This is a genomic window from Pantoea sp. NPDC088449 (assembly GCF_044753225.1).
Lineage (GTDB): Bacteria > Pseudomonadota > Gammaproteobacteria > Enterobacterales > Enterobacteriaceae > Pantoea > Pantoea floridensis.
This window is the reverse complement of the sequence record NZ_JBIVMT010000006.1, coordinates 138,575-165,216: the sequence shown is the minus strand read 5'-3', so window position 1 is coordinate 165,216 and position 26,642 is coordinate 138,575. Positions and strand designations below refer to the sequence as shown.

Below are 26,642 nucleotides of genomic sequence, written 5' to 3'. Positions count from 1 at the left end.
CGCCAGCCGGAGCTGGCGTAATGCCTTGGTCGCGGACGAAACAGGCTAGCGGAAAAGCGCTAGCAGTTCGTCGACCTGTGTGCGACCACTTATGCTTCGGCTGATGGAACGCCGGGCTTTAACTACGTGTAAATCCGCATTCTGGTACCACTCACGCGTGAGCACCGTATCGTGATTAGAAATCAGCACCGGTATGCGGTTTTGTTGCGCCAGCTTATTGGCCAGTTCCGCCAGATGTTGCTGCTCACGCAGGCTAAAACTGTTGGTGTGGTAAGCGGTAAAATTCGCTGTCGCCGACAGCGGCGCGTACGGCGGGTCACAATAAACCACCGAGCCCGCTGGGGCGTTAGTCAGAGTAACATCGTACGATTCACAGACAAAGGTCGCTTTTTGCGCCCGTTCGGCAAACCACAGCAGTTCAGCTTCCGGGAAATACGGCTTACGGTAGCGGCCAAAAGGCACATTAAACTCACCGCGCAGATTGTAACGGCAAAGACCATTGTATCCGTGGCGATTGAGATAGAGGAACAGCACGGCGCGCTGATATTCATCTTTGCTGGCATTGAATGCGATGCGCTGCGCGTAGTAAGTTTCCGCCGTATTACCTTCGGCATTGAAAAGCTGGCGCGCGTCTTCAATGAACGCCGCAGTACGCGTTTTGACGATGTTATAGAGATTGATGAGATCGCCGTTGATGTCCGCCAGGTGATAGCGGTCATAATCGGTGTTGAGGAATACTGAACCAGCGCCGACAAAGGGTTCGATTAAACAATCACCTTGTGGCAAATGACGACGGATGTCATCAAGGAGCGGGTATTTCCCTCCGGCCCATTTCAGAAAAGCGCGATTTTTTTTCATGCTGTCGTGGTTATTACATCTTAATGATTGGCTGTGGTGAAACCGACAGCAGCTCTGCGCTTTAAACGGGGCCGCACCTGCGCGGCCCCACATCAATTACTGACTTTCTTTTTTCACCTGGCTAAGCGGTTTGACCCACGGATTCGCGGCACGCACTTCTGCTGGCAGCGATGCCACCGCGCGTTTCGCATCGGCTGGCGTAGCGTAAGCTCCGCTCACCAGCACATACCAGGGTTCACCGTTGCGCGTAGTTTTATACACGTGATAACCGCTCAGGTTTTGTTTTCTCGCCCAGGCATTCAGGCTCTCTTCTTTCGACGCACCGCTCAGCTGCAGCGTGTAATTGCCGCCCGACGGCAGCGATTTGCTGGCGCTGCTGCTTGCAGGCGCAGCATTGCGCGCCGGCGTAGTGTGCGTCTTGCTCTCTTTTACCGGTGCGGGTTTGGTCGCGGCCGGTGCTTTGTGCGTATTGCTGGCAGCGTGCGTCTCACGTGCGCCATTGCTGGTGTTACGCGACGGCGTTTCCGCATGCATCACCGGCGGCGTCATCGCTTTACCATTGCCGCTTACCGTTGCCGGTGCCGTTGGCAGCGAGCTATTGCCCTGTGCACCTTGGGCTGCGGCATCAACAGAACCTTGCTGATTATTCAGCGCCGTATTCAGATCGCCCGGGAGGGTGACACGCTGTTGATTTGCTGGAGTATCCACGGGTGCAGCCTGAGTCGGCGTTGAAGAGACCGATGGCATAGAGATGGACTGGGAATCATTGCCCGCTGGTGCAGCCGTTCCCGCCGTGTTTTGCGGTGCGCTGCCTTCAGCAGAAGGTGTGGCGTTTTGCTGACCGCTCATGGACGTCGAACCTGAGAGATCGATGTTCTTTTCGCTGCCACTGGCAGAAGGTGCTGCGCCGCTATTGGCGTTATTCGTCGCGGGTTTCTTCTCATCCGGACCGGTCAATGCCGAACCGATACCCAGCACCACCAACAGCAGAACCAGAATACCAATGCCCATCATCATATGCTGACGAGAAACCGGCACTTTAACTTTCGGCGCAGAAGACGATTTACGTGGCCGCGTTGGACGGCGGTCACTGGCGTCAGGTTTTAACTCGTCTTCCGGTTTGAACTCATCCATTTAGCCTCCTCCGTAAAACGACGCGCTTCCCACACGCCGCATCACCACTCATCACTTCTAATAATCAGGGTTTCTGGCAATCATTAATTGCTGCCAGCACCATATCATGTGCAACACCGGCACGCACTTCAGAGCGGCCAATAGCGAGAGGCAGCACCAAACGCAACTCGCCAGCCAACACTTTTTTATCGCGCATCATGTGTGGCAGATAATCTTCCGCTGCCATGCTTGCCGGACCGTGCACCGGCAAACCGGCACGCAGCAACAGCGCGATGATGCGATCGGTATCGGCAGAGGTGAACTGCCCTAAACGTTCAGCGGTGCGCGCAGCCATCACCATGCCAGCCGACACGGCTTCGCCGTGTAGCCAGTTGCCGTAGCCCATGTGCGCTTCAATCGCATGACCAAAAGTATGGCCCAGATTAAGCAGTGCGCGTACGCCGGTTTCACGCTCATCCGCCGCAACCACTTCAGCTTTTAACTCGCAGCAGCGGCGGATGCAGTACGCCATGGCTTTTTCATCCAGCGCCAGCAGAGCATCAAGATTATGCTCCAGCCATTGGAAGAATTCGCCATCAAGAATAATGCCGTATTTGATCACTTCTGCCAGACCGGACGCTAATTCGCGCGGCGGCAGCGTGGCCAGACAATGCGTATCCACCACGACAGAGGCGGGCTGATAGAACGCCCCAATCATGTTTTTGCCGAGTGGATGGTTGACCGCGGTTTTGCCACCGACGGAGGAATCAACCTGAGACAGCAACGTGGTCGGCACCTGAATAAAGCGCACGCCACGCTGATAGCTGGCTGCAGCAAATCCGGTTAAGTCACCAATCACTCCACCACCGAGTGCAATCAACGTGGTATCTCGTCCATGCGGCTTTTTAAGCAGCGCGGTGAATACCTCGTCCATGACCGCCAGCGTTTTGTACTGCTCACCATCAGGCAAAATGACCTGATCTACCTTTACGCCGGCATTGCTAAGGAGCGCTGACAGAGGTTCGAGATAGATCGGCGCCAGTGTCTGGTTTGTCACCAGCATGGCATTGTCGCCTGCTTTGAGCGGCCAAAAAGAAGCCGGATCGTTAAACAGTCCGGCAGCGATGGTGATGGGGTAACTGCGATCCCCGAGTGAGACAATGATCTTCTCCATGATGACCGATACCTATTGCTGAGCCCTCAGGGCGCTGGATTAGTTCTTTTCCAGCATGTTGATGATCTGATTGGCCACCACTTTTGCACTCTGATCGTCAGTGCGAATAGTGACATCAGCGATCTCTTCATAAAGCGGATTACGTTCACCTGCCAGCGCTTCCAGTACTTCGCGCGGCGGTGATTCAACCTGCAACAGCGGACGCTTTTTATCACGCTGGGTACGAGCAAGCTGCTTTTCGATGGTGGTTTCAAGGTACACGACCACACCGCGGGCGGAGAGACGATTACGGGTCTCGCGGGATTTGACTGAGCCGCCACCTGTCGCCAGGACAATGCCCTGCTTCTCGGTCAGCTCATTAATGATCTTTTCTTCACGATCGCGGAAGCCTTCTTCGCCTTCCACATCAAATACCCAGCCTACATCCGCTCCGGTGCGTCGCTCAATTTCCTGATCGGAATCGAAAAATTCCATATTGAGTTGCTGAGCCAACTGACGACCAATAGTGCTTTTGCCGGCACCCATCGGCCCAACCAGAAAGATATTGCGTTTCTCTGCCATTTTATCGGTATTACTAAGAATTCGTTGATGATACCCCGCGTTCAGCATAGCTGGCGGGACAGGAACTGAGACCTCATGAGCGTTAACAAGAGTCAGACGGAAAATTATCTCAACACTCATGGCCGTTTGGCAACCGAATAAATTGCCCCCGGCGACCTCTTAACAGGACCGGTCTGTGGTTCGCGAGACGGTAACGCACCTCCGCTAATCCATCCTATTTCACGCTACAGGTCCGCTGGCTGGGGTCATTCACCCTAATCACTTACCTGGGTAAGCACTGTGAATTCACTCATTTAACGACTTCCTGCAACGCGAATTATTTTGGAGATATTTCTTTTGACGCCAGTATCGCTTGTGACCGACGTCATTCGGAAGGTTATTCTGCCGCGTTCCGTTACACCGTTTTGAAAATCGCTAAACCTTGTAAGCTAATTCCTGCCCTGCGTCAACGCAGTTGGCCTCACAGAACGAATTTTCCGCTTTATCCGGCGGAAAGCGCTGCTTCCCTGACCAGTCTGGGGGTAATAAAGATAACCAGCTCCTTTTTTTTCTGTTCGTCGGTCTGATGGCTGAACAAATTTCCCAGTAGCGGTAGCTCGCCCAGCCAGGGGACGCGTTTTGCACTCTGCGTACGCTGCTGCTGGAAAATACCGCCGAGCGCTAAGGTTTCGCCATCACGCAGCGTTACCTGGGTTTCAATCTCCTGCTTATCGATGCTGAGCACCTGATTATCGCCAATATTCACGCTGCGCCCGGGTAAATTCTGGCTCAGTTTTAATTTGAGCTGTATTCGACCGTTACCCAGCACCACGGGCGTCACCTCCATGCCCAGCACCGCCTCTTTAAATTCGATCGCCGTTGCCCCGCTGTTGCCAGACTTCACCTCATAAGGGATTTCCGTACCTTGTTTGATCGTGGCGGTTTGTTGATGGGCGGTAAATAGCCGCGGGCTGGCGATAATTTCGATTTGGTTCTCCTGCTCTAGCGCGCTTAACTCCAGGTTTAACAGTTCACCACTAACCTGACCAAGCGTGACGCCGGCACGAAGCGCCGGATTACCCACCGCCAATGGAATATCCAACAGCGGATTTCTTAGCGCCTGAGTGACAACATCTGCCGGAGAAGTGCCCCAGTTAACGCCGAGTTCACGCAGATGTTCTTCGTTGATGGTGACGATATGCGCGGCAAGTTCCACCTGCTCCAGCGGTAAATCCAACGCTTTTATCCACCGCTCGGTCTCACGTAGCGCTTGTGCAGTATCGCGCAGCAGCAAACTATTGGTGCGACTGTCCACGGTGACGCTGCCGCGCGCTGTCATCAGCGAGGGCTCAGCCTGCAGGCTGCGGTAAATATCGCTGGCGCTGGCGTAATGCAGCGTCACGCTTTGCTGCTCCAACGGGGTTTGTTGCTGTTTCTCTTCACGCTCGGCCTGTGCCTGCTGTATCTGCAGCTGTTGCCAGCTTTCCGGGTAGACCAGCAGCACGCCTTCTTCCTGCACGACGGTGAGTTTTGCCATCTGCGTCACTAATGCCAGCGCGCGTTGCCAATCAACGTTATCTAACCGCAGCGATAACCGGCCCTCAACGCCCGGCGCAATGAGCAAGTTAATCTCCTGATAATCCGCTAGCGCCTGCAAAATGCGCTCAACCGGCGCATCGTCAAATACCAGACTTAAGCGATCGTCACTGGCGCGCAGCGGCGCGCTTAGGCACAGCAACATCAGTACCATCATCCATTTCATAAAAACCTCCTTTTATTACCCATGTTATTTGCTGAGGTGGACAGCGTTGGACGGCACTTAACACCAGCGTGTGTGCCGTTAGCTGCAGCACTCGCCAGGGCGGCAGCGGAAAAGGCTGGTTCTCAATGAGCCGATGGCTTTTACCTTGCGGTGAAATCAGCCATGCCACGTAGTGCGGCGGCACGCCAACAATGCCTTGCAGGCGCCAGCCTTCCGGTGCACTGGCCGGCGCCTGGCATAGGTTCTCGGTCAGCGGCTGAAAGGGATCGCGTGCCAGCGCCAGAGAGGTACATAGCAGTAACAGCAAGCCGCTACTCCGCATCGTCACTCTCCAGCCAAAACTGCGTGTTCAATACGCCTTGCTCTGCTTGCAGCTGAAAACGTTGCGGCACGGGTAAAGAGGTGCTGGCTAACTCGCTAAACAGCGGCAAAAATTGCGGCCAGATCAGTCGCAGCTGAAGCTGCTGTGGCTGGCTGTCCGGCTGCCAGGCTTCCAGCTGCTTACCGCGTGCAGCCACGATTTTTTCCAGAGTTTGCGGTGCTTCGCTGCCCGTTACGGGTTGTTGCAGCGCAACTATCTCCGCCTCTAAGGCAGCAATGCTGGGGAGAGAAGTCAGTTTTTGCTGTCGCTGTTGCTGCTGTTGTTCCATCTGCTCAATCTTTCGCTCTTGTGCCTCACGCATTAGCTGCTGCGGACGAAGCAGCACGAGCCACGCCAGCGCGAAGAGCAGCAGTGACGGCAACATCGCCCCGGCAATGCGCCACGGTAGCGTCAGCGTCAGCCAACGCTGCAGGAGATCATTCATCTGCCAACTCCTGCAAGCGTGCATGCAGAGCAAAACGGTAGTCGCCGCTGACCTGCCGTTGCACACCGCCCTGCCTCACACTGGAAAAAAGCGGCTGCGTCATTAGCTGGTGGCGAAAGTCACTCACGGCCGCCATGCTCTGCGCCTGACCTTCCAGCATGAGTTGCCCTTGTCGACGTTCGAGTCGGTTCAGCCACAAGGTTTCAGGCATCAATTCCGGCAGCTGCTGCCAGAAACCTTGCCAGCGCCGATGCTGGGCCTGTCGTTGCTGCTCGGCGCGCTGCGTCTGCAGCAATGATTCACGCTGTTGAAGCAGGGATTGCTGCTTTTCCAGCTGTTGTTGCAGCGCGTTAAGGATAAAAGTGATATCCATCAGCTGCTCCAACTGCTGCTGTCGCGTAGCGAACCCGCGCCACCACAGCATTAGCAGCATGAACAAGGTCAACATTAAGGTGAGCGTCAGCAGCGTTATGCTCTGTTTTCGCTGGCGCTGCTGCTGATGCAGGCGCCAGGGCAGTAAATTGACCGCCAGCATCATGAATCCTCCGGTCGCAGAGCCAAACCCAGCGCGACGGTAAAATCACCTTCCTGCGCAGGTAAAGGTGGTTGGAGATAGTGCAGCAGCGTCAACGGCTGACAGCGCTGAACCTGCGCTTCCGGCAAGACGGCTGTTGATGTGCAAAATACGGTTTCCATCTGCGGGAACGTTTCATGCAATAGCGCAAACGTGAGGGGTTCAGTGGCTGCGCCAGACGAGGTGCTTTCACCGGCGAGCGTCCATAACCAGTGATCGCTGAGCGGATGAATCAGCAGCTGGTTATGTCGCAAAGGCATGCGCATGGCGATTTGCGTGAGCGCCAAACTGCTCAACTCGAATACGTCTGGTTTCAGGCCCGCCTGCTGCAAGGGAGCCAGCCATTGCGCGATCACTTCGCGCCGTGCGGCGGTGACACACAGCTGCGAGGCTTTACCCGGCAAACGGTAATCCAGCGACAGCGAAGCGGGCTCGACAGGAAACAGACGTTGCGCGGAAGCCGCTACATAGCGACTCAGCGCAGGCTCACGTAGCGAGGTTTCAGGCAGCGGCAAGGTGCGTTGCAATACCAGCTGCGGCGGCAGGCCAACGCGCAGTGAGTAACGCTTCGGCAGATGGCGCTGCCAGCGCCCTAACATATCCAGTAACGCAGGCGTGGTTTGCAGCACGCCGTTTCTTAACGTATCTTGCGGCAGCGTTTGTTGCCACCAATGTCGCAACTGCCAACCGTGACGTCGGCGTTCAATGCCAAGGGCACAGATTTGCCCGTTTTGGATGTCCAGTCCGATTTGCCAGCGCTGAAAAGCCATGTGCGCGATCTCCTTATCGTTGAAGGTAATGAGCTCCAATACCCGGGCAACTTCAAGTCTGACGGGTATATCAAAGCGTCAGGCTTGTCTTTATACTACCGCGCGGTTGCTTATAAACTGCTCAAACGACAACAGATGGGAATTCTCAGGTGAAGTTCGTAAAGTATTTATTGATCCTTGCAGTGTGTTGCATTTTGCTGGGAGCCGGCACGGTTTATGGTTTGTACAAATACATAGAGCCGCAGCTGCCCGATGTGAACACATTGAAAGATGTGCGCCTGCAAACCCCTATGCAGGTTTACAGCGCAGATGGCGAACTGATCGCCCAGTATGGTGAGAAGCGTCGTGTCCCGCTGACGCTGCAGCAGATGCCGCCTGAACTCATCAAAGCGTTTATTGCCACCGAAGATAGCCGTTTTTACGAGCATCATGGTGTTGATCCGGTGGGCATCTTTCGTGCAGCCAGTATCGCGCTGATGTCCGGCCATGCTTCGCAGGGTGCAAGTACCATTACCCAGCAGTTGGCGCGTAACTTCTTCCTCAGTCCGGAACGCACTTTGATGCGTAAGATTAAGGAAGCGTTCCTGGCCATTCGCATCGAACAGCTGCTAAGCAAAGATGAAATTCTTGAGTTGTACCTCAACAAGATCTATCTCGGCTATCGCGCTTATGGCGTTGGCGCTGCAGCGCAGGTCTATTTTGGCAAATCGATTGATCAGCTGTCGCTGAGCGAAATGGCGGTGATTGCCGGATTGCCAAAGGCACCGTCGACTTTCAACCCGCTTTATTCTCACGCGCGTGCGCTTTCACGTCGTAATGTGGTGCTGGCGCGTATGCTGGATCAAAACTACATCACCCAGCAACAGTATGACGAAGCCCGCAACACGCCGTTGACGGCCAGCTATCACGGCCCGGAAATCGCGTTCTCAGCACCTTACTTGAGTGAAATGGTGCGCCAGGAGATGGTGAAGCGCTACGGTGATGGCGCGTATGAAGATGGCTATAAGGTTTATACCACCGTCACCCGTCGTCTGCAGGAAGCCGCGCAGCAGGCCGTGCGTAACAATGTGCTGGCATATGACATGCGCCACGGCTATCGCGGTCCGACCAATGTGCTGTGGAAACCAGGCGAAGCCAGTTGGGATAGAACCCGAATTCTTAAGGCCCTGAAAGATCTTCCTACTTACGGTCCACTCAACGCAGCCGTGATTACCAGTGCTAATGCCGAAGAAGCCACTGCAACGTTGAAAGATGGCAGCAGTGTTTCCATAGGAATGGCGGGCGTGCGATGGGCGCGTGCTTACAAATCGGATACGCTTCAGGGACCCACACCGCGCAGCCTGACGCAGGTGCTGCAAGCGGGCCAGCAGATTTGGGTACGCAAGGTAGACAATGCCTGGTGGCTGGCTCAGGTGCCGGTGGTGAACTCCGCTCTGGTTTCGCTCAATCCAGAAGATGGTGCTGTTCGCGCGTTAGTCGGTGGCTTCGACTTCAACCAGAGCATGTTCAACCGTGCCACACAAGCGCTGCGTCAGGTCGGTTCCAATATTAAACCGTTCCTGTATACCGCAGCGATGGATCGCGGTTTAACGCTGGCTTCCATTTTGAATGACGTGCCGATTTCCCGCTGGGATGCCGGTGCAGGTGCCGACTGGCGTCCGAAAAACTCACCGCCGACTTACGCTGGTCCGATTCGTTTGCGTCAGGGCCTGGGCGAGTCGAAAAACGTGGTGATGGTGCGTGCGATGCGTGCGATGGGCGTTGATTACGCGGCAGAGTATCTGCAGCGTTTCGGCTTCCCGGCGCAGAACATCGTGCATACCGAATCGTTAGCGTTAGGCGCGGCGTCGTTCACACCAATGCAGGTAGTGCGCGGCTACGCCGTAATGGCTAACGGCGGCTTCCTGGTCGATCCGTACTTCATCACTAAGATTGAGAATGAACAAGGCGGCGTGATCTTCGAAGAGAAACCCAAAATTGCCTGCCCGCAGTGCAATTTGCCGGTGATCTATGGCGACACGAAAAAGTCTGTCGCACTGAATGAAGAGAGCATAGAGAATGTTGCCACCTCCGATCAGTCGCAGAACCAGACCGTGCCGCAGCCAGAACTTGAGCAGGTGCCTGCGCAACCGCAATCGGGTGGCGATCAGCAATATGCACCGCACGTCATTAATACGCCACTGTCGTTCCTGATCAAGAGCGCGCTGAACAGTAATATCTTTGGTGAACCCGGCTGGATGGGAACGGGCTGGCGCGCGGGCCGCGACCTGAAACGTAATGATATCGGAGGTAAAACCGGTACCACTAATAGCTCGAAAGATGCGTGGTTCTCCGGTTACGGCCCGGGTGTTGTCACGTCGGTGTGGATTGGCTTTGATGATTCGCGCGCACTGGGTCGTTCAACCATGTCAGGTGCGATTCCGGATCAAATCTCCGGCTACGAAGGTGGCGCGAAGAGTGCGCAACCCGCGTGGGACGATTATATGAAATCAGCGCTGGAAGGCGTACCGGTGCAACCGCTGACTCCGCCAGATGGCGTGGTCACTGTTAATATTGATCGCAGTACCGGCAAACTGGCCAATGGCGGTAACTCGCGCCAGGAGTATTTCATCAACGGTACGCAGCCAACGGAATATTCGGTTCATGATGTCGGCACTACCATCATGGACAATGGCCAAAGCCACGAACTGTTCTGATCAAAAAAGCCGGCAAATCTGCCGGCTTTTTTTTTAGACGAGACTGCAATGTTAATAGCTTAAGCGGCCCTGCTTCACCAGCCACTCACGCACCATAAACAGAGCGCTGACATTACGTGCTTCGCGGAAGTCGGGTTCTTCCAACAGTGCCAGCAGATTCTTCAACGGCCAGCGATAGACAATCAACGGTTCCGGCTCATCGCCCTCCAGCTTCTCTTCGTACAAGCCTTCCGCCACCACAATATTCATTTTGCTGGAGAAGTAAGACGGCGCCATGGTCAGCTTGCCCAGCGCTTCCAGCTTAGTGGCACCGAATCCCGCCTCTTCTTTCAATTCACGATCGGCAGCCTCAAATGCGCTCTCGCCGGGATCGATCAGCCCTTTTGGAAAACCCAGTTCGTAGCTTTCCAGGCCTACCGCGTATTCCTGAATCAGGATCACGTCATCACCGATAATTGGCACAATCATCACTGCTTCACGATCGGAAGGCTTCATACGCTCATAGACACGGCGCTCGCCATTGCTGAAAGCGAGGTCGACCGCTTCAATAGTGAATAAGCGGGAGCGGGCAACCGCTTCCACATTGAGGATGTCAGGTTTTTTCATGGGGGTTTTCATATCAGCCTCAAACTTAGCACAACCCTGTGAAACGTGATGACGCCAGCATACCTAAGCCCGAACCATTGTGCGACTCACCGTGTAGGTAAACTATGGTGACACATATCCACTTACTGCTACTAACAACTTCTTGTTATCTATGAAGTTAAAAATTCACAATAAGTCAACGGTGTTTTGTTAAATTCAGAAAATACCGATTTTTAATTGAGTCGCAGCTCGTTAACATCCCGTTAAGGAATAATCTAACAAACTATAATTAAATGATTTTGCGCGTTATTTTATCTGACTTTTCCCTTGTCAGAATGACATCTGCTCGCCAAAATTGACTTGTATTGATGGATTCATCGGGAGTACATCGTAAACGTGAAGGCAGTTTTTTGGCTGGATTGAGCAAAGCATGAGCACTTACATTGTCATTCTGGCTGTCATGCTCGCCTGTTCGTTACTTGCAGGTATCGGCTACTGGTACGCTATGCGGCATCGTCCGCCGTTGGCGAAACCGCTGCCGTTTATCAGTCCTCCAAATCGCAAACTCACCGATGAAGAACGCAGCGCGGTAGAAAAGTACATCGCGCTACTGGCAAAACAGCATGACCAGCAGAGTTCACGATCCGCAAAGAAGCCGCGTGAATCCGAAGCGTTGACGCTCACCGCGCAGAGCAATAATGTTTATCCCGTCACCCGCGCGATTACACGCTATGGCCTCTCCACCGACGATCCGCAGAAATGGCGCTACTATCTCGATGAAGTAGAAGTGCATTTGCCGCCGCTGTGGGAGCAGTACATCGCGGATGAAAACTACGTTGAACTGATTCGCACGCAAACCCTGCCGCTGGTGATTTCGCTTAATGGCCATTCGCTGGTGAATTACGCGATTGAACAACCGGCGCTGCCCCCGCTGGTGCGCCCTATATCAACCAACGCTTCAATTCGTAAAGAAGAGAGCGAAAACGTTGAACTGCTGCAGGTGCGCAAAGAGACCGCCGAAGAGTATCAGCTATCTCGCGCAGACGGCACGCGCGAAGCGGTAGCGATCTGTTTCGCTTTCCTGCTGTTCTTCCTTAGCCTGGTGCTGCCCGGCAGCTTAATGGTGTGGATTGCGGTGCTCGGCTGCCTGATGATCGCCGTCAGCCTGTGGTTTCTCTACCGCTTCCCGGGTGCGAAAGGCCTGCGCGACGTGCACTGTCTGCGCGGTGCGCCAAAGCGCTGGGGCTTGTTCGGGGAATCAAACCAGGAGCAGAGCAATATCTCCCTCGGCATTATCGATCTCATCTACCCCGCGCACTGGCAGCCTTATGTGGCGCATGATTTAGGCCAGACCACCGATGTGGAGATGTACCTTAATCGTCAGGTGGTGCGTCAGGGGCGTTTCCTGTCACTGCAGGACGAAGTGCGTAACTTCCCGGTACAGCGCTGGCGTAAAAATCTGGTGCTGGCGTGCGGTTCGCTGCTGGTGCTGGTAATGCTCTTCACCTGGATTCCCCTCAGCATGCCGCTCAAACTCAGCTTTGCATGGGTGAAAGGCACTGAAAGCATTGAGGTCAACAGCGTAGACAAACTCAATGCCCTGCCCTTACACATTGGTGACAGCCTGAAAGTCGGCGGTACCGGCATGTGTTCGGTGCCAGGTAACTATCAAAGCAACCGCAGCTACGCTTACATGCCGTTCGACTGCTCAGCCATTTACTGGAACAACGCGCCTGCGCTGCCCCTGCCGCAGTCCGATATTATCGATAAAGCAGCGGCGCTGCTTGATACCACCACGCGACAGCTGCATCCGGAAACCAATACCGATCCAAAACTTAATCCGCAGCTAGCCTCGGCGATTCAAAAATCCGGCATGATTCTGCTGGATGATTTCTCCGATCTCGTACTGAAAACGCAAGAGCTGTGCAGCCAGCAACAGGATTGCGTACGCCTGAAAAATGCGCTGGTGAACCTCGGTAATGCCAAAGATTGGGATTCGCTGATTCACCGCGCAGATTCCGGCAAACTTAATGGCATGAACGTGCTGCTGCGCCCGGTAAGTGCGGAAGCGCTGGAAAACCTGGTCAACACCGCGACGTCAACCTTCTTCTCGCGTGAAACGCGTCGCGCTGCGGAAAATCTCAATAGCCCGCCGCCGGGTGGCTTCCTGATTATCAGTGATGAAGGCCGCCAGATGGTGACGCAGCCGCAGCCATCAGTATCGCTGTTTGATCTTGACGCCCCCTCGCAGTGGCGCGAGCTACAGCGCATGTCGGAAATGCTGCTGCATACGCCTTTCGCCGCCAGCGGCATCATCACCAGCATTACCACCGATGCTAACGGCACGCGCCATATCGCACTGCATAATGAGCCGGATGCCATGGCGCAATGGCGCTATTTAGGCACCGCGTTGCTGATGCTGGTGCTGATTGCCAGCGCGGTCATCAACGGCTTGCTGGCGCTGCGTCGCATTCATCGTAATCGTCTGCGTATGGCCGAAATCCAGCAGTATTACGACAAGTGCTTCAACCACAATCTGAACACGATGCAGAGCGTGCGCTCGCTGTTCTGAGCCCTCCCCTTCTGTGCTACCCTGTCGCCCACTTTTTTGCGGCGAGAACGAAAATGCAGGTTACGCTTAACTGGTCAGAGATTGATACCGTGCTGCTGGATATGGACGGCACGCTACTCGATCTCGCTTTCGATCGTCACTTCTGGCTGGAACACGTTCCTGAAACGCTGAGCCGTGAGCGCGCTATCACGCTGAGCGAAGCGCATCAGCTTATTCAGCAGAAGTATCAGGCCGTGGTGCATACGCTAAACTGGTATTGTCTCGATTACTGGTCGCAGGAGCTGGCGCTGGATATTCGTGCCATGACGTTGGAAAAGCGCCAGCGCGCGGCGATGCGTGAAGATACCCTGCCGCTGCTGCAGGCGCTGCGCGCCGCCGGCAAACGCACCATTTTGTTAACCAATGCGCATCCTTATAATCTTGATGTGAAGCTGGAGCAGACCGGATTAGCTGCCCACCTTGATTTATTACTTTCTACCCATACCTTTGGATATCCGAAAGAGGATCCGCGTCTCTGGCAGGCCGTCCAGCAGCACACCGCGTTTGATAGTTCGCGCACGCTATTCATTGATGACAGCGAAGCGATTCTGGATGCGGCGACAAGCTGGGGCATTCGCTGGTGCTTAGGCGTCAGCAATCCGGATTCCGGTCGGCCCGATCAATCTTTCCAGCGTCATCCGGCGGTACGAGATTATCGTCAACTGTGTGAGACGCTGCGTTAAAGCAGGAGCCGCAATGAAAGAAAAAATCAGCGAAGGCGTCCGCCTCGACAAATGGCTGTGGGCCGCACGCTTCTACAAAACGCGTGCGCTGGCGCGCGAAATGGTGGAAGGCGGCAAAGTGCATTACAACGGTCAGCGCAGCAAGCCCAGCAAATTAGTGGAGCTAAACGCCGAGTTGACGCTGCGCCAGGGCAATGACGAACGCACCGTGGTGATCACCGCGGTCACCGATCAACGTCGTCCTGCAACTGAAGCGCAAACGCTGTATGCCGAAACCGACGCCAGTATCGAAAAGCGTGAGAAAACCGCACTAGCGCGCAAGATGAATGCGTTAACCATGCCGCACCCCGATCGCCGCCCGGATAAGAAAGAGCGCCGCGATCTGATGAAGTTTAAATTGTCGGGCGATAAATAACGCGCCCCCAACGTGAGAAACACTATGTCTGCAAACGATCAACTGCACCGTTACCTGTTCGAAAATGTCGCCGTGCGCGGCGAGCTGGTTAACGTGACGGAAACCTGGCGTGAAATGATCAAAAATCACGACTACGTCGAGCCGGTAAAAACCTTGCTGGGCGAACTGCTGGTGGCCACCAGCTTGCTAACCGCTACGCTGAAGTTTGATGGCGATATCACCGTGCAGTTGCAGGGCGATGGCCCGCTGACGCTGGCAGTGATCAACGGTAACAACCGCCAGGAGCTGCGTGGCGTGGCGCAGGTGAAAGAAGATGCCGAGATCGCACCTCATAGCAGCCTAAAAGAGATGGTGGGTAACGGCTATCTGGTGATCACGATTTCACCAGAGAAAGGTGAACGTTATCAAGGCGTGGTGGGTCTGGAAGCGGATACCCTGGCAGGCTGCCTGGAAGATTACTTCATGCGTTCAGAACAGCTGCCAACCCGCCTGTTTATCCGCACCAGCGAAAAAGGCGCAGCGGGCATTTTGCTGCAGGTACTGCCTGCGCAAGAACCAAGCCTGGATGATTTCAATCACCTCGCCACGTTGACCGAAACCGTAAAAAGCGAAGAACTGATTGAGTTGCCTGCCACCGACGTACTGTGGCGCCTGTATCATCAGGAAGAAGCCACGGTGTTTGATCCATCACCAGTAAGCTTCAAATGCACTTGCTCACGCGAGCGCTGCGGCGAGGTGCTGAATACGCTGCCGGTTGAAGAAGTGGACGAAATCCTCGCAGAAGATGGCAAAATCGACATGCACTGCGACTACTGTGGTTCGCACTATGTTTACGATGCGGTAGATATTGCTGCCATTCGTAACGCGCCAACCAACAATAGCGATCAAGTGCATTAATTACCTGCCGGGCGGTTTATCCGCCCGCATTTCCTTCTGAACGTATCCCTATCATTTATCACGGTTATTAGCTAAATAACGCTGACTTTAATTACATAAGTGGCAGATTTCTCTACTTGTCACGTTCCAGCTCGCATTTCTGACTATCTTCTCTTTTCCGCTGTGCTCATAAGAGTACACTGCGCGCGATCTGCCCTGCGCGGCTATGCGCGGCAGGAGGCAGAATCCCCCATAAAAATACGCAGTAACAGATACCGATTAAAGGAGCAGTCACATGCGCGTTAACGGCCTGACATCGCAAGACCTCGCCTCTATGGGCATCAGCGGCACCACCGAAGTGGTGTACAACCCTGATTTCGACACCCTGTTTCAGGAAGAAACTCGCCCAGAGCTGGAAGGTTATGCGCGAGGCATTCTGACGCAGAGCGGCGCGATTGCCGTGGATACCGGCATCTTCACCGGTCGCTCGCCCAAAGATAAATACATCGTACGGGACGACACCACGCGCGACACGCTGTGGTGGAACGATGTCGGCAACGGCAAAAATGATAACCAGCCGCTGTCACAGGAAACCTGGCAGGCGCTGAAAGATCGCTGCACGCAGCAGCTTTCCGGCAAACGTCTGTTTGTGGTTGATGCGTTCTGCGGTGCCAACCCCGACACGCGTCTCAGCGTGCGCTTCGTAATGGAAGTCGCATGGCAGGCGCACTTCGTCAAAAACATGTTTATTCGTCCGAGCGAAGCAGAACTGGCAGACTTCAAGCCGGATTTCGTGGTGATGAACGCCGCGCAGTGCACCAATCCGGACTGGCAGGCGCAGGGTCTGCACTCCGAAAACTTCGTTGCCTTCAACCTGACCGAGCGCATGCAGCTGATTGGTGGCACCTGGTACGGCGGCGAGATGAAGAAAGGTCTGTTCGCTATCATGAACTACCTGCTGCCGCTGAAGGGCATCGCGTCGATGCACTGTTCGGCGAACGTCGGCAAAGCGGGCGACGTGGCGGTATTCTTTGGCCTGTCCGGCACCGGCAAAACCACGTTGTCGACCGATCCGGATCGCCAGCTGATTGGCGATGACGAACACGGTTGGGATGACGATGGCGTGTTCAACTTTGAAGGTGGCTGCTACGCCAAAACCATCAATCTTTCTGAGCAGGCGGAGCCGGAAATCTATCGCGCCATCCGTCGTGATGCTCTGCTGGAAAACGTGGTGGTACGCGCCGATGGCAGCGTTGATTATGCCGACGGCAGCAAGACCGAAAATACCCGCGTCTCCTACCCAATTGAGCATATCGAGAATATCGTGCAGCCGGTTTCAAAAGCGGGCCATGCGAAGCGGGTGATTTTCCTCACCGCCGATGCTTTTGGCGTGCTGCCGCCGGTTTCACGCTTAACGCCGGAGCAGACGCAATATCACTTCCTTTCGGGCTTTACCGCCAAACTGGCCGGCACCGAGCGCGGCGTAACGCAGCCGACGCCCACCTTCTCCGCCTGCTTCGGCGCGGCCTTCCTGACGCTGCATCCCACACAATATTCCGATGTGCTGGTAAAGCGTATGGAAGCGGCCGGTGCGCAGGCCTATCTGGTAAATACCGGCTGGAACGGCAGCGGCAAGCGTATCTCGCTGAAAGACACGCGCGCCATCATCAACGCGATTCTGGCCGGTGAGCTGGATGATGTTGAGACCGAAACGCTGCCGGTGTTCAACCTGCAGATGCCGAAAAGTTTACCGCAGGTGGAGAGTGCCATTCTCGATCCGCGCCGCAGCTGGCCGACAGAAGCCGCCTGGCAACAAGCCGCGCAGGATCTGGCGCAGCGCTTTATCACTAACTTTGAGAAGTACACGGATAACGAGGCGGGGAAAGCGCTGGTGCAGGCGGGTCCGCAGCTGTGATGTGAAACCCAGGTGGGCATAAATGCCCACCTACAAACCCACCGTAGGGGCGCATTCATGCGCACCTGGCATCAGACACTATGATTAATACTCACCACCGCAGTACTGCCGCTGCCTTCGGGGATCGGCAACCACGCGCGAATACGTAATCCACCGCGATCGCTTTCACCAATCTCCAGCGAACCGTCGTGCGCATCAATAATACGCTGCACAATTGCCAGACCGAGGCCGGTGCCGCTGGTGCTGCGTGCGCTATCGCCGCGCACAAACGGCTGGAACAGATGCTGTAGCTGATCCGGCTTAATGCCCGGACCATCATCTTCCACCTGGAACCACGCGCGGTTCAGCTCTTTGCCGCTGCTAACCTTAATCCAACCGTTACCGTAACGCGCCGCATTGACCACCAGATTCGCCAGCGCGCGCTTAATCGACAGCGGGTTAATATCCAGCATTAAATCTTCGGACATCACCGCGTTCTCAATTTCACGCTCGTAGCCGCTCTCTGCCGCAACCACTTCACCCAGCACGCTGTTCAGGTCGGCACGTTCGGTCTGCATCTCTTGCCCGGTGCGCAGATAATCGATGAACTGCTCGATGATAGCGTTGCACTCTTCGATATCTTTGTTGATCGACTCCGCCAGATAACCATCCTGCTCACCCATCATTTCGGTGGCAAGGCGGATACGCGTCAGCGGCGTACGCAAGTCATGACTGACACCAGCCATCAGCAAGGTACGGTCGTCGGCCAACTGCTTCACGCCGGCCGCCATTTGGTTAAACGCACGCGTCACCGAACGCACTTCAGATGCGCCATACTCGCGCAGCGGTGGTGGAATAATGCCTTTCCCCACCTGCAACGCCGCATGTTCTAAATCGACCAGGGGTCGGTTTTGGATGCGGATAAACAGCCAGGCTCCGCCTATCGCCAGCAGCATAATCGCCAGCGTGTAGCGAAACAGCGGTGAGAAGTCGCCCTGATGGATTTCAGTGAGCGGTACGCGCACCCAGATATCCGGCGACAGCCAGGTTTTCAGCCACACCACCGGCGAGTTCTTATTCACTTCAACGCGCACATCGGTGGGGCCACCCAGCTGTTGGCCCATCTGTTCACTGAGGAATTCGTAATGCTGCGCCCAGCGCAAACCGCTCTCTTCCGCCGCCGCGTTGGTATACAACGAGATGCCCAGCTCACGATAAATTTCGCGTCGGAAAGCCGGGGGCACTTCCAACTGAGTTCCATCTTCCAGCTGCAGCCGATCGGTCATCAACATACGCACTTCGTACGCGAGAACCTTATTGAACTGCTGCAAACTGGGAAGAATGGCGAAATTGAGCACCACCAGATAGGTCGTTACCAGGCTGACGAACAGCAAGGTAACGATCAATAACAAGGTGCGGGCAAACGAACTGCGGGGTGAGAAGCGCAATCGCCTCATGCTTTGCTGCCGTCCGGAACGAATACGTAGCCAAGACCCCAAACGGTCTGGATATAGCGTGGATGCGCCGGATCTTCTTCCACCATACGACGCAGACGAGAAATCTGCACATCGATGGAGCGTTCCATCGCACTGTATTCGCGACCGCGCGCCAGATTCATCAGCTTATCGCGTGATAACGGCTCACGTGGATGGCTCACCAGCGCTTTCAGCACGGCAAACTCACCGCTGGTTAGCGGCATCGGCTCATCTTCGCGGAACATTTCGCGGGTACCGAGATTCAGCTTGAACTTACCGAAAGCGATAACCGCTTCTTCCTGCGAAGGCGCGCCTGGCAGTTCATTGGCCTGACGACGCAGCACGGCACGAATACGCGCCAGCAGCTCACGTGGGTTAAACGGTTTAGGAATGTAGTCATCCGCACCGATTTCCAGACCCACAATACGATCCACTTCTTCACCTTTTGCGGTGACCATAATGATCGGCATGGGGTTACTTTGACTGCGCAGACGACGGCAGATAGACAAACCATCTTCGCCCGGCAGCATTAAGTCGAGCACCATCAGATGGAAGGATTCACGGGTTAACAGTCGATCCATTTGCTCGGCGTTGGCAACGCTACGCACCTGAAAGCCCTGCTCGGTGAGATAGCGTTCCAGCAACGCACGCAGACGCATATCGTCATCGACGACCAGAATTTTGTAGTTCTCTTGCATGTTCAACTCCCAAAGGCGCCATTGCCTGAGCCAATATTGTTAAAAAAAGAGGCCCCAGTGTGACAGTCATTAATGGTTTATATTCTAGCCGAAATTGTTACAAAGCATATTAAACAGCAGCTTATATTTATTTTTAGCCCTGAAATGCGCTTCGCTTCGCGTTTTTTATCTGTGCTTTCAAGCCGCTTAGCGCTTATCTGAAAATTCGGCGCTTTTTCTTTCTGTTACTGGAATATTACACATTAAATCGCGGCCAGAACGGCATTCAGCGTGATTTGACTTAAGGTTGCGGTGCAGAATATCTCTGTACTGCGTCAAAGGCAGCATAAAATCTCGCGTCTGTCCTTTGTACCGCACATCTGCTCTCGGAATAATTCCACAGTGGAAAAAAACAAGACCAGCGTTAAATAAAGCTAGATAAATCAGGCAATAAACCCCTCTTTCTTATCACAACACGATCTCCGACACTGCAGTCGTACCTGCTGTTATTGAGTTCATGTGGAGAAAGAAAGATGAAAAAAACCGTTATTCTGCTGGGCGCACTGATGCTGACCAGCATCACTCAGGTTCAGGCTGCTACCAGCGCGGGCGAAGCGGCTGGCGCGCAGGCATCCACCACCGCGAAAGGTAATTCTGACGCTATTGGTATCGGCGCCGTTGGTGCATTGCTCGGTGTGGCCCTGGCCACCATGGGCGGCGGCGATAAAGGTAGCAGTGGTACCTCAACCACCACCGCGACCGCGCCAGGCAAATAACACGTACGCGCACATCCGTCGTAGGGTCGCCATTCATGGCGACCAGCGCCCTATCTTTAAGGCGCATCCTTCACATAATCAATGCTGTTCACAAACCACAGCTTCTGCCCTTCCGGCGTATTCACCAGCACTTCATCATCCACTTCTTTCTTGATGAGCGCGCGCGCCATGGGCGAATCGATCGAGATGTACTCTTTCATCGTCTCGCCGTAAATCTCATCCGGCCCGACAATGCGGAAACGTTTCACATCGCCCTGCTCGTTCTCCACCTGCACCCAGGCACCAAAAAACACTTTGCCTTCCTGCTGCGGCGCGTAATCGACGATTTTCAGATCGGCGAGACATTTACGCAGGTAGCGTACCCGGCGATCGATCTGGCGCAGCAGACGCTTGTTGTAGGTGTAATCGGCGTTTTCTGAGCGATCGCCCAGGCTAGCCGCCCAGGAGACAATTTTGGTAATTTCGGGACGCTTTTCGTTCCACAAATGGTCGTGTTCTGCGCGCAGCTTGTTATAGCCTTCGCGGGTAATCAGTTGGGTTTTCATAACGTCAACGCGTTTCTTCACAGCAAAGAGGCTAACAATAAGCGACAGCGTCGCCACCATCAAGACGCAGGCCAGGATGTGCGCGCTGCATTCAGAAAAAGACGGATTCACCGGCCTGCGGCTGGCAATTTTCGCCCTCAGCCCGTATAACTGTCCCCTATTTTCTAACCCTGTTTAAGCATTGTTAATGATGATGAAAGATTCACTGAGCCAGATTATCGCAAGTGAGCTGAAGGCACGCGCCGACCAGGTTGATGCCGCCGTACGCTTACTTGATGAAGGGAACACCGTGCCGTTTATCGCACGTTATCGTAAGGAAGTAACCGGCGGGCTGGACGACACCCAGCTGCGTCAGCTGGAGAGCCGCCTTGGTTACCTGCGCGAATTAGACGATCGCCGCCAGTCGATTCTGAAATCTATCGACGAACAGGGCAAACTCACGCCTGAACTTGCCACCGCCATCAACGGCACGCTCAATAAAACCGAGCTGGAAGATCTTTACCTGCCGTACAAGCAGAAGCGTCGCACGCGTGGACAGATCGCCATTGAAGCCGGGCTTGAGCCGCTGGCGGAAACGCTGTGGCAGGATGCGTCGCAGGATCCCGAGCAGCTGGCCGCTGGCTACGTTGACGCCGACAAAGGCGTCGCCGACGTGCGCGCCGCGCTCGATGGCGCACGCTACATCCTGATGGAACGCTTTGCGGAAGACGCCACGCTGCTGGCGAAAGTGCGTGACTACCTGTGGAAAAATGCGCATGTAGTATCACGCGTGGTGGAAGGCAAAGAGGAGGAAGGCGCGAAATTCCGCGACTACTTCGATCACCACGAAGCGCTGAGCGGCGTGCCGTCGCACCGCGCGCTGGCCATGTTCCGCGGACGCAATGAAGGCGTGCTGCAACTGTCGCTGAACGCCGATCCACAATTCGAAGAAGCCCCGCGTGAAAGCTATGGCGAAACGCTGATTGCCGAACACCTCAACCTGCGCCTGAATAACGCCCCGGCAGACAGCTGGCGCAAAGCGGTGGTGAGCTGGACGTGGCGCATCAAGGTGCTGTTGCACCTCGAAACCGAATTGATGGGCACCCTTCGTGAGCGCGCTGAAGATGAAGCCATCAACGTATTTGCGCGTAACCTGCACGATTTGCTGATGGCCGCACCGGCGGGCATGCGCGCCACCATGGGCCTTGATCCGGGCTTGCGTACCGGCGTCAAAGTCGCGGTGGTGGATGCTACCGGCAAGCTGGTCGCCACCGATACCATTTATCCGCACACCGGCCAGGCTGCCAAAGCCGCCACCGCTGTTGCCGCGCTCTGCACCAAACACCAGGTTGAACTGGTGGCAATTGGTAACGGCACCGCTTCACGCGAAACCGAACGCTTCTTCCTTGACGTGCAAAAACAGTTCCCGCAGATCAAAGCGCAAAAAGTGATCGTCAGCGAAGCTGGCGCATCGGTTTACTCCGCGTCGGAATTGGCCGCGCTGGAGTTCCCGGATCTCGACGTCTCGATTCGTGGCGCGGTTTCCATTGCACGCCGCCTGCAGGATCCGCTTGCTGAACTGGTGAAAATCGATCCGAAATCCATCGGTGTGGGCCAATATCAGCATGACGTCAGCCAAAGCCAGCTGGCGAAGAAGCTGGACGCGGTGGTGGAAGACTGCGTAAACGCCGTGGGCGTCGATCTCAACACCGCCTCTGTGGCGCTGCTGACGCGCGTAGCAGGCTTAACTCGCATGATGGCGCAGAATATTGTCAGCTGGCGCGATGAGAACGGTCGCTTCCAGAATCGTCAGCAGCTGTTGAAAGTGAGCCGTTTGGGTCCAAAAGCCTTTGAGCAGTGCGCCGGCTTCCTGCGCATCAACCACGGCGATAACCCGCTGGATGCTTCAACGGTGCACCCGGAAGCTTATCCGCTGGTCGAGCGCATTCTGGCCGCCACCGAGCAGGCGCTGAATGAGTTAATGGGCAATCCAGGCAGCCTGCGCGATCTTAACGCACGCGAATTCACCGATGAGCGCTTCGGCTTGCCGACCGTGACGGACATCATCAAAGAGCTGGAAAAACCGGGTCGCGATCCGCGCCCTGAATTTAAAACCGCGCAGTTTGCGGAAGGCGTGGAAACGCTCAACGATCTGTTGCCTGGCATGGTACTGGAAGGCGCGGTGACCAACGTTACCAACTTTGGCGCATTCGTCGATATCGGCGTGCATCAGGATGGTTTGGTGCACATCTCTTCCCTCTCCGACAAGTTCGTCGAGGATCCGCACCAGGTGGTGAAAGCCGGTGACATCGTCAAAGTGAAAGTGATGGAAGTGGATATGCAGCGTAAACGTATTGCGCTGACCATGCGTCTGGATGAGCAACCCGGTGAAAGCAATGCGCGTGGCAACCGCAGCGCAGGCAAAGAAACCGCGCGTCCAGCGGCTACCAACAAAGGCCGTGGCAAACCAGCCAGCTCGTCCGCTGGCAATAGCGCGATGGGCGATGCGCTGGCCGCAGCCTTCGGTAAAAAACGTTAAGTTCCTGCCCTAAAAACGCGCGGAGATAACGCGATCTCCGCGCGCATAAGCCTTGATAAATCTCCTCGCCCAACTACGCTAAAAATTCTGTGAGAAAAAATGACCTCCCGCGTGGCCCAGCGATTCAATGGACATTATCAACGCCTTACTCGATGACATTTACCAGGGCAGCTTTCCTGTCGCAGCGCGCGAGCGTCTGCTTTCGCATATTCGTGCCGCGCGCGATACGGTAAAACTGCCGCGCAAGCCGCACTGGGATGAGAAAGATGTGGTGCTGATCAGCTACGCCGATCAGTTCCGCGAACCGGAGCAACCGACGCTCGCCAGCTTCTCACGCTTTTATCAGCAGCATTTGCAATCCACCTTTAGTTTGGTGCATCTGCTGCCGTTCTTCCCCTATTCATCAGATGATGGCTTCTCAGTTATCGACTATCACCAGGTCAATTCGATCTGCGGCGACTGGCAACACATCAGCGCGCTGCACAGCGAAACTCGCCTGATGTTCGATTTTGTCTGCAATCACATGTCGGCGCACAGCCTGTGGTTTCGCCACTTCCTCGCGCAGGATCCCGGCTGGGATGATTTCTTTATCAGCATGCCGCCCGCTACCGATCTTAGCGCCGTCACGCGCCCGCGCACTTCACCCTTGTTAACGCCGTTTGAGATGGCCAACGGCGAGACGCGCTACATCTGGACCACCTTCAGCGCCGATCAAATCGACCTGAACTTCGCCAACCCGGAAGTGTTAATTCGCATGGTCGACGTGCTGCTCGATTACCTGATCAAAGGCGCGGATTATGTGCGGCTCGACGCCGTTGGCTACATGTGGAAAACGCCTGGCACTACCTGCATTCACCTGCCGAAAACGCATCAGCTGGTGAAGCTATTTCGCGCTATCGCTAATGAAGTGGCGCCCGGCACGGTGATCGTCACCGAAACCAACGTGCCGCACAAAGACAACATCAGCTATTTCGGTAACGGCAAAGATGAAGCGCAAATGGTGTATCAGTTTTCGCTGCCGCCGCTGGTGCTGCATGCCATTCACTCGGGATCGGCGCGTGCGCTGCGTCAGTGGGCCAGCACGCTGGAATTAGGCGGCGGCACCACCACTTTCTTTAACTTTCTCGCCTCGCACGACGGCATTGGGCTGAATCCCGCACGCGGCATTTTGTCGGAAGTGGAGATTGTGGCGCTGGTACGCGATTTGGCGTTAGAGGGCGCGCTGGTTTCTTATAAAAATAACGCCGACGGCACCACCAGTCCTTACGAAATTAACGTCACCTATTTCGATGCTCTCAATCAACAGAACGACGACGACGATACGCGCCTGCGCCGTTTCCTGCTGGCACATGCCATTCTGCTGTCATTTCCCGGCGTACCGGCGATATACATTCAAAGCATTCTTGGCTCACGTAACGATAACGAAGGCGTGCGTGCCGCCGGTCACAACCGCGCCATCAACCGTGAGAAGTACAGCCTGCGCGACATGGAAGCGTGGATTAGCGGTGGCAATCCGCTGCGCCAGCAGGTATTTGAACGCCTCAGCGCGCTGATTCAGCTGCGCACGCGGCAGCCGGCGTTTCATCCCGATAATCCGATGACGCTGCTGGAGAGCGAGAATACCTTGCTGGTGTTGCGTCGCCATAAACCCGATAGCGACGGCTTACTGTGCGTGTTTAACCTCAGCAACCATGACGTAACCACACAGCTGCCGCTGGCACGACAGGTGCAGGATCTCATTAGCGGGGAGAAGCTGGATGGCAGCCAGCCAATAACGCTGGCTGCGTGGCAGTTTATGTGGCTGCGCGGACAAAATTCAGCATCTGCTGACAGAAAGCATCCGGATGGGAGATAAAAGGCGCATGCGCCGCTTTTTCCATTACCACCGATGAAGAAGATGGCCAGCGTGTATCCAGTTGCTGTGCGATACCACGCGGCACCAGCCCATCGAGATAACCGTAAATACGCAGGAATGGCAGGTTAAGATCGTCGAGCGCAGCACGTAGATCGTCCTGACGCAGAATCTCCAGTCCGCCCGCTAACACTTCTACCGATGGCATGGGTTGCGAAAGCACCACCTCTTTCAGCTGACGCGCATCCTGCCGCGCATGTTCGGTGCCCATGGTTTGCAGTGCCAGAAAGCGCTCCACGGTGCGTTGGAAATCTGTGCTCAGCTGCTGCTGGAAACTCTGTAGCGTCTCGGGCTTGATGCCCGGCCACGCATCACGTGCGGTAAAGCACGGCGACGATGCCACGCTAATCAGTGCTGTAACACGATCGGGGTGGGTTAAGGCCAGCTGACTGGCGACTAATCCGCCCAGCGACCAGCCCATCAGCACCGCACGCTGCGGTAATTGTGGCAGTAGCTGTTGCGCCATTTCCGCTAAGGTCAGCGGTCCAAATCCCTGGCTGCGGCCAAAGCCCGGCAGATCCACCAGATGCAGGCGAAATTGCGAGCTGAGTCGTGGAACTATGTTTTGCCACACTTCAGCGTTCAAACCCCAGCCGTGCAGCAGCACAAGATCGCAATCGCCCGTGCCTGTGGTGTGCCAGTAAAGCGAACTCATCGGTTACACTCCGGAAAAGTGAAAAGGAGGTCGCTATGCTACCAATGCCGGTACTCTGTTGGCTATGCCGCTTGCCGCTGCGCATCGCCAGCCACGGATTATGCAGCCGCTGTGTGCAACAGATTCCGCGTCTGCCTGCACTCTGCCCACGCTGTGGATTACCGGCCACTGGCATGCAAGCATGCGGCCGCTGCCTTCGTCATCCACCGCCATGGCAAAGCCTGAGCTGCGTGAGCGATTACCTGCCGCCGCTAAGCGATTGGGTACACCAGCTGAAGTTTTCTCGCATAACCGCACTCAGGGTGATGCTGGCGCGGCTGATTTTGTTAAAATTGTTAACAATGCGTCGTGATAATCGGCTTCCGCAGGTAGATTTGGTGTTGAGCGTACCGCTGCATCGTCGTCGTGCCTGGCAACGCGGTTATAATCAGGCCGCGCTGCTGGCAAAACCGCTGGCGCGCTGGTTGAACTGTGAATATCGCGAAGGCATACGACGTCTACGCCACGGTGCGGTGCAGCACTCATTGAGCGCCAGCGCACGTAAAAAGAACCTGCGCGGCGCCTTTTGTCTTGAAATGCCGGTGCGCGGGCGCCATATCCTGCTTATCGACGATGTTGTGACGACCGGAAGTACCGTAGCGGAAATTAGCCGTATCCTGCTGGCGCACGGCGCGGCCAGCGTACACATTGGTTGCCTGTGCCGTACCTTGTAGAGCGTCGGTGTTGG

General features: G+C 55.3%; 24 protein-coding genes. 10 read left to right on the top strand and 14 right to left on the bottom strand.

From position 1 onward, the window contains the following. Positions 1-45: 45 nt before the first annotated feature. The 9 genes from dam to pilM all read right to left on the bottom strand — a co-directional run bounded on the left by dam (position 46) and on the right by pilM (position 7,597). The gene (dam, locus tag ACIP6T_RS21940; protein WP_097095793.1) at positions 46-858 is read right to left on the bottom strand and encodes an adenine-specific DNA-methyltransferase; all 813 of its coding nucleotides are present in this window, start codon (positions 856-858) and stop codon (positions 46-48) included. A gap of 96 nt (positions 859-954) precedes the next feature. Further along, complete coding sequence (locus tag ACIP6T_RS21935; RefSeq protein WP_097095792.1) at positions 955-1,992, bottom strand: SPOR domain-containing protein; 1,038 nt, start codon at positions 1,990-1,992, stop codon at positions 955-957. 64 nt (positions 1,993-2,056) lie between these two features. After that, positions 2,057-3,145 (bottom strand): 3-dehydroquinate synthase, encoded by a 1,089-nt coding sequence (gene aroB / locus ACIP6T_RS21930; protein ID WP_400458915.1) that lies wholly within the window; start codon positions 3,143-3,145, stop codon positions 2,057-2,059. A gap of 39 nt (positions 3,146-3,184) precedes the next feature. Next, complete coding sequence (gene aroK, locus ACIP6T_RS21925) at positions 3,185-3,706, bottom strand: shikimate kinase AroK (RefSeq protein WP_008107887.1); 522 nt, start codon at positions 3,704-3,706, stop codon at positions 3,185-3,187. Positions 3,707-4,187: 481 nt separating this feature from the next. Further along, positions 4,188-5,447 carry a DNA uptake porin HofQ gene (gene hofQ, locus ACIP6T_RS21920; RefSeq protein ID WP_097095790.1) on the bottom strand — a complete coding sequence of 420 codons (1,260 nt, stop codon included), beginning with the start codon at positions 5,445-5,447 and terminating at the stop codon, positions 4,188-4,190. Next, complete coding sequence (locus ACIP6T_RS21915) at positions 5,389-5,754, bottom strand: HofP DNA utilization family protein (RefSeq protein ID WP_400458912.1); 366 nt, start codon at positions 5,752-5,754, stop codon at positions 5,389-5,391. The genes hofQ and ACIP6T_RS21915 overlap by 59 nt, the downstream gene beginning before the upstream one ends. Positions 5,755-5,758: 4 nt before the next feature. After that, the gene (locus tag ACIP6T_RS21910; RefSeq protein ID WP_097095788.1) at positions 5,759-6,253 is read right to left on the bottom strand and encodes a hypothetical protein; all 495 of its coding nucleotides are present in this window, start codon (positions 6,251-6,253) and stop codon (positions 5,759-5,761) included. Then, positions 6,246-6,791: a PilN domain-containing protein gene (locus tag ACIP6T_RS21905; protein WP_400458910.1), complete on the bottom strand. Its 546-nt coding sequence runs from the start codon at positions 6,789-6,791 to the stop codon at positions 6,246-6,248. Before ACIP6T_RS21905 ends, ACIP6T_RS21910 begins: the two co-directional genes overlap by 8 nt. Continuing rightward, positions 6,788-7,597 carry a type IV pilus biogenesis protein PilM gene (gene pilM, locus ACIP6T_RS21900; RefSeq protein ID WP_400458908.1) on the bottom strand — a complete coding sequence of 270 codons (810 nt, stop codon included), beginning with the start codon at positions 7,595-7,597 and terminating at the stop codon, positions 6,788-6,790. Before pilM ends, ACIP6T_RS21905 begins: the two co-directional genes overlap by 4 nt. Before the next feature lie 149 nt (positions 7,598-7,746). Between pilM and mrcA the strand changes: the two genes are divergently transcribed. Next, positions 7,747-10,293 carry a peptidoglycan glycosyltransferase/peptidoglycan DD-transpeptidase MrcA gene (mrcA, locus tag ACIP6T_RS21895; protein WP_097095786.1) on the top strand — a complete coding sequence of 849 codons (2,547 nt, stop codon included), beginning with the start codon at positions 7,747-7,749 and terminating at the stop codon, positions 10,291-10,293. Positions 10,294-10,344: 51 nt separating this feature from the next. On the opposite strand, the gene nudE is transcribed toward mrcA, so the two are convergent. After that, positions 10,345-10,911, bottom strand: coding sequence for an ADP compounds hydrolase NudE (gene nudE, locus ACIP6T_RS21890; RefSeq protein ID WP_345827925.1), 567 nt, complete (start codon positions 10,909-10,911; stop codon positions 10,345-10,347). Between the two features lie 397 nt (positions 10,912-11,308). Here nudE and ACIP6T_RS21885 point away from each other — a divergent pair, with 397 nt between their 5' ends. From ACIP6T_RS21885 to pckA, 5 genes are all read left to right on the top strand, one after another. Next, a complete protein-coding gene (locus ACIP6T_RS21885; RefSeq protein WP_097095784.1) occupies positions 11,309-13,450 on the top strand; it encodes an intracellular growth attenuator family protein in 2,142 nt (713 codons plus the stop codon). Positions 13,451-13,503: 53 nt separating this feature from the next. After that, the gene (yrfG, locus tag ACIP6T_RS21880) at positions 13,504-14,172 is read left to right on the top strand and encodes a GMP/IMP nucleotidase (RefSeq protein WP_345827924.1); all 669 of its coding nucleotides are present in this window, start codon (positions 13,504-13,506) and stop codon (positions 14,170-14,172) included. Positions 14,173-14,185: 13 nt separating this feature from the next. Next, positions 14,186-14,587 (top strand): ribosome-associated heat shock protein Hsp15, encoded by a 402-nt coding sequence (hslR, locus tag ACIP6T_RS21875; RefSeq protein WP_097095782.1) that lies wholly within the window; start codon positions 14,186-14,188, stop codon positions 14,585-14,587. Positions 14,588-14,611: 24 nt separating this feature from the next. After that, positions 14,612-15,484: an Hsp33 family molecular chaperone HslO gene (gene hslO, locus ACIP6T_RS21870; protein WP_097095781.1), complete on the top strand. Its 873-nt coding sequence runs from the start codon at positions 14,612-14,614 to the stop codon at positions 15,482-15,484. Between the two features lie 274 nt (positions 15,485-15,758). After that, on the top strand, positions 15,759-17,378 hold the full coding sequence (pckA, locus tag ACIP6T_RS21865; RefSeq protein ID WP_097095780.1) for a phosphoenolpyruvate carboxykinase (ATP): 1,620 nt from the start codon (positions 15,759-15,761) through the stop codon (positions 17,376-17,378). Positions 17,379-17,449: 71 nt separating this feature from the next. Here the strand turns inward: pckA and envZ are convergent, their stop codons facing one another. Together envZ and ompR are read right to left on the bottom strand one after the other, a co-directional pair. Then, positions 17,450-18,814: a two-component system sensor histidine kinase EnvZ gene (envZ, locus tag ACIP6T_RS21860; protein ID WP_097095779.1), complete on the bottom strand. Its 1,365-nt coding sequence runs from the start codon at positions 18,812-18,814 to the stop codon at positions 17,450-17,452. Further along, positions 18,811-19,530 carry a two-component system response regulator OmpR gene (ompR, locus tag ACIP6T_RS21855; RefSeq protein ID WP_001157751.1) on the bottom strand — a complete coding sequence of 240 codons (720 nt, stop codon included), beginning with the start codon at positions 19,528-19,530 and terminating at the stop codon, positions 18,811-18,813. Before ompR ends, envZ begins: the two co-directional genes overlap by 4 nt. Before the next feature lie 512 nt (positions 19,531-20,042). Here ompR and yjbE point away from each other — a divergent pair. Next, positions 20,043-20,285 (top strand): exopolysaccharide production protein YjbE, encoded by a 243-nt coding sequence (gene yjbE, locus ACIP6T_RS21850; protein ID WP_400458888.1) that lies wholly within the window; start codon positions 20,043-20,045, stop codon positions 20,283-20,285. A gap of 56 nt (positions 20,286-20,341) precedes the next feature. On the opposite strand, the gene greB is transcribed toward yjbE, so the two are convergent. Beyond that, the gene (gene greB / locus ACIP6T_RS21845; RefSeq protein ID WP_097097636.1) at positions 20,342-20,830 is read right to left on the bottom strand and encodes a transcription elongation factor GreB; all 489 of its coding nucleotides are present in this window, start codon (positions 20,828-20,830) and stop codon (positions 20,342-20,344) included. Between the two features lie 193 nt (positions 20,831-21,023). Here greB and ACIP6T_RS21840 point away from each other — a divergent pair, with 193 nt between their 5' ends. Next, the gene (locus ACIP6T_RS21840; protein ID WP_400459015.1) at positions 21,024-23,348 is read left to right on the top strand and encodes a Tex family protein; all 2,325 of its coding nucleotides are present in this window, start codon (positions 21,024-21,026) and stop codon (positions 23,346-23,348) included. A gap of 127 nt (positions 23,349-23,475) precedes the next feature. Continuing rightward, entirely contained in the window at positions 23,476-25,203 is a 1,728-nt protein-coding gene (locus ACIP6T_RS21835; RefSeq protein ID WP_400458886.1) for an alpha-amylase family glycosyl hydrolase, read from the top strand. Here the strand turns inward: ACIP6T_RS21835 and bioH are convergent. Further along, entirely contained in the window at positions 25,142-25,915 is a 774-nt protein-coding gene (bioH, locus tag ACIP6T_RS21830) for a pimeloyl-ACP methyl ester esterase BioH (RefSeq protein ID WP_400458884.1), read from the bottom strand. The two genes, ACIP6T_RS21835 and bioH, sit on opposite strands and share 62 nt — an antisense overlap. 35 nt (positions 25,916-25,950) lie before the next feature. Between bioH and gntX the strand changes: the two genes are divergently transcribed. Next, positions 25,951-26,628, top strand: a complete 678-nt coding sequence (gene gntX / locus ACIP6T_RS21825; RefSeq protein WP_400458882.1) for a DNA utilization protein GntX — start codon at positions 25,951-25,953, stop codon at positions 26,626-26,628. The last annotated feature ends 14 nt before the right edge of the window (positions 26,629-26,642 follow it).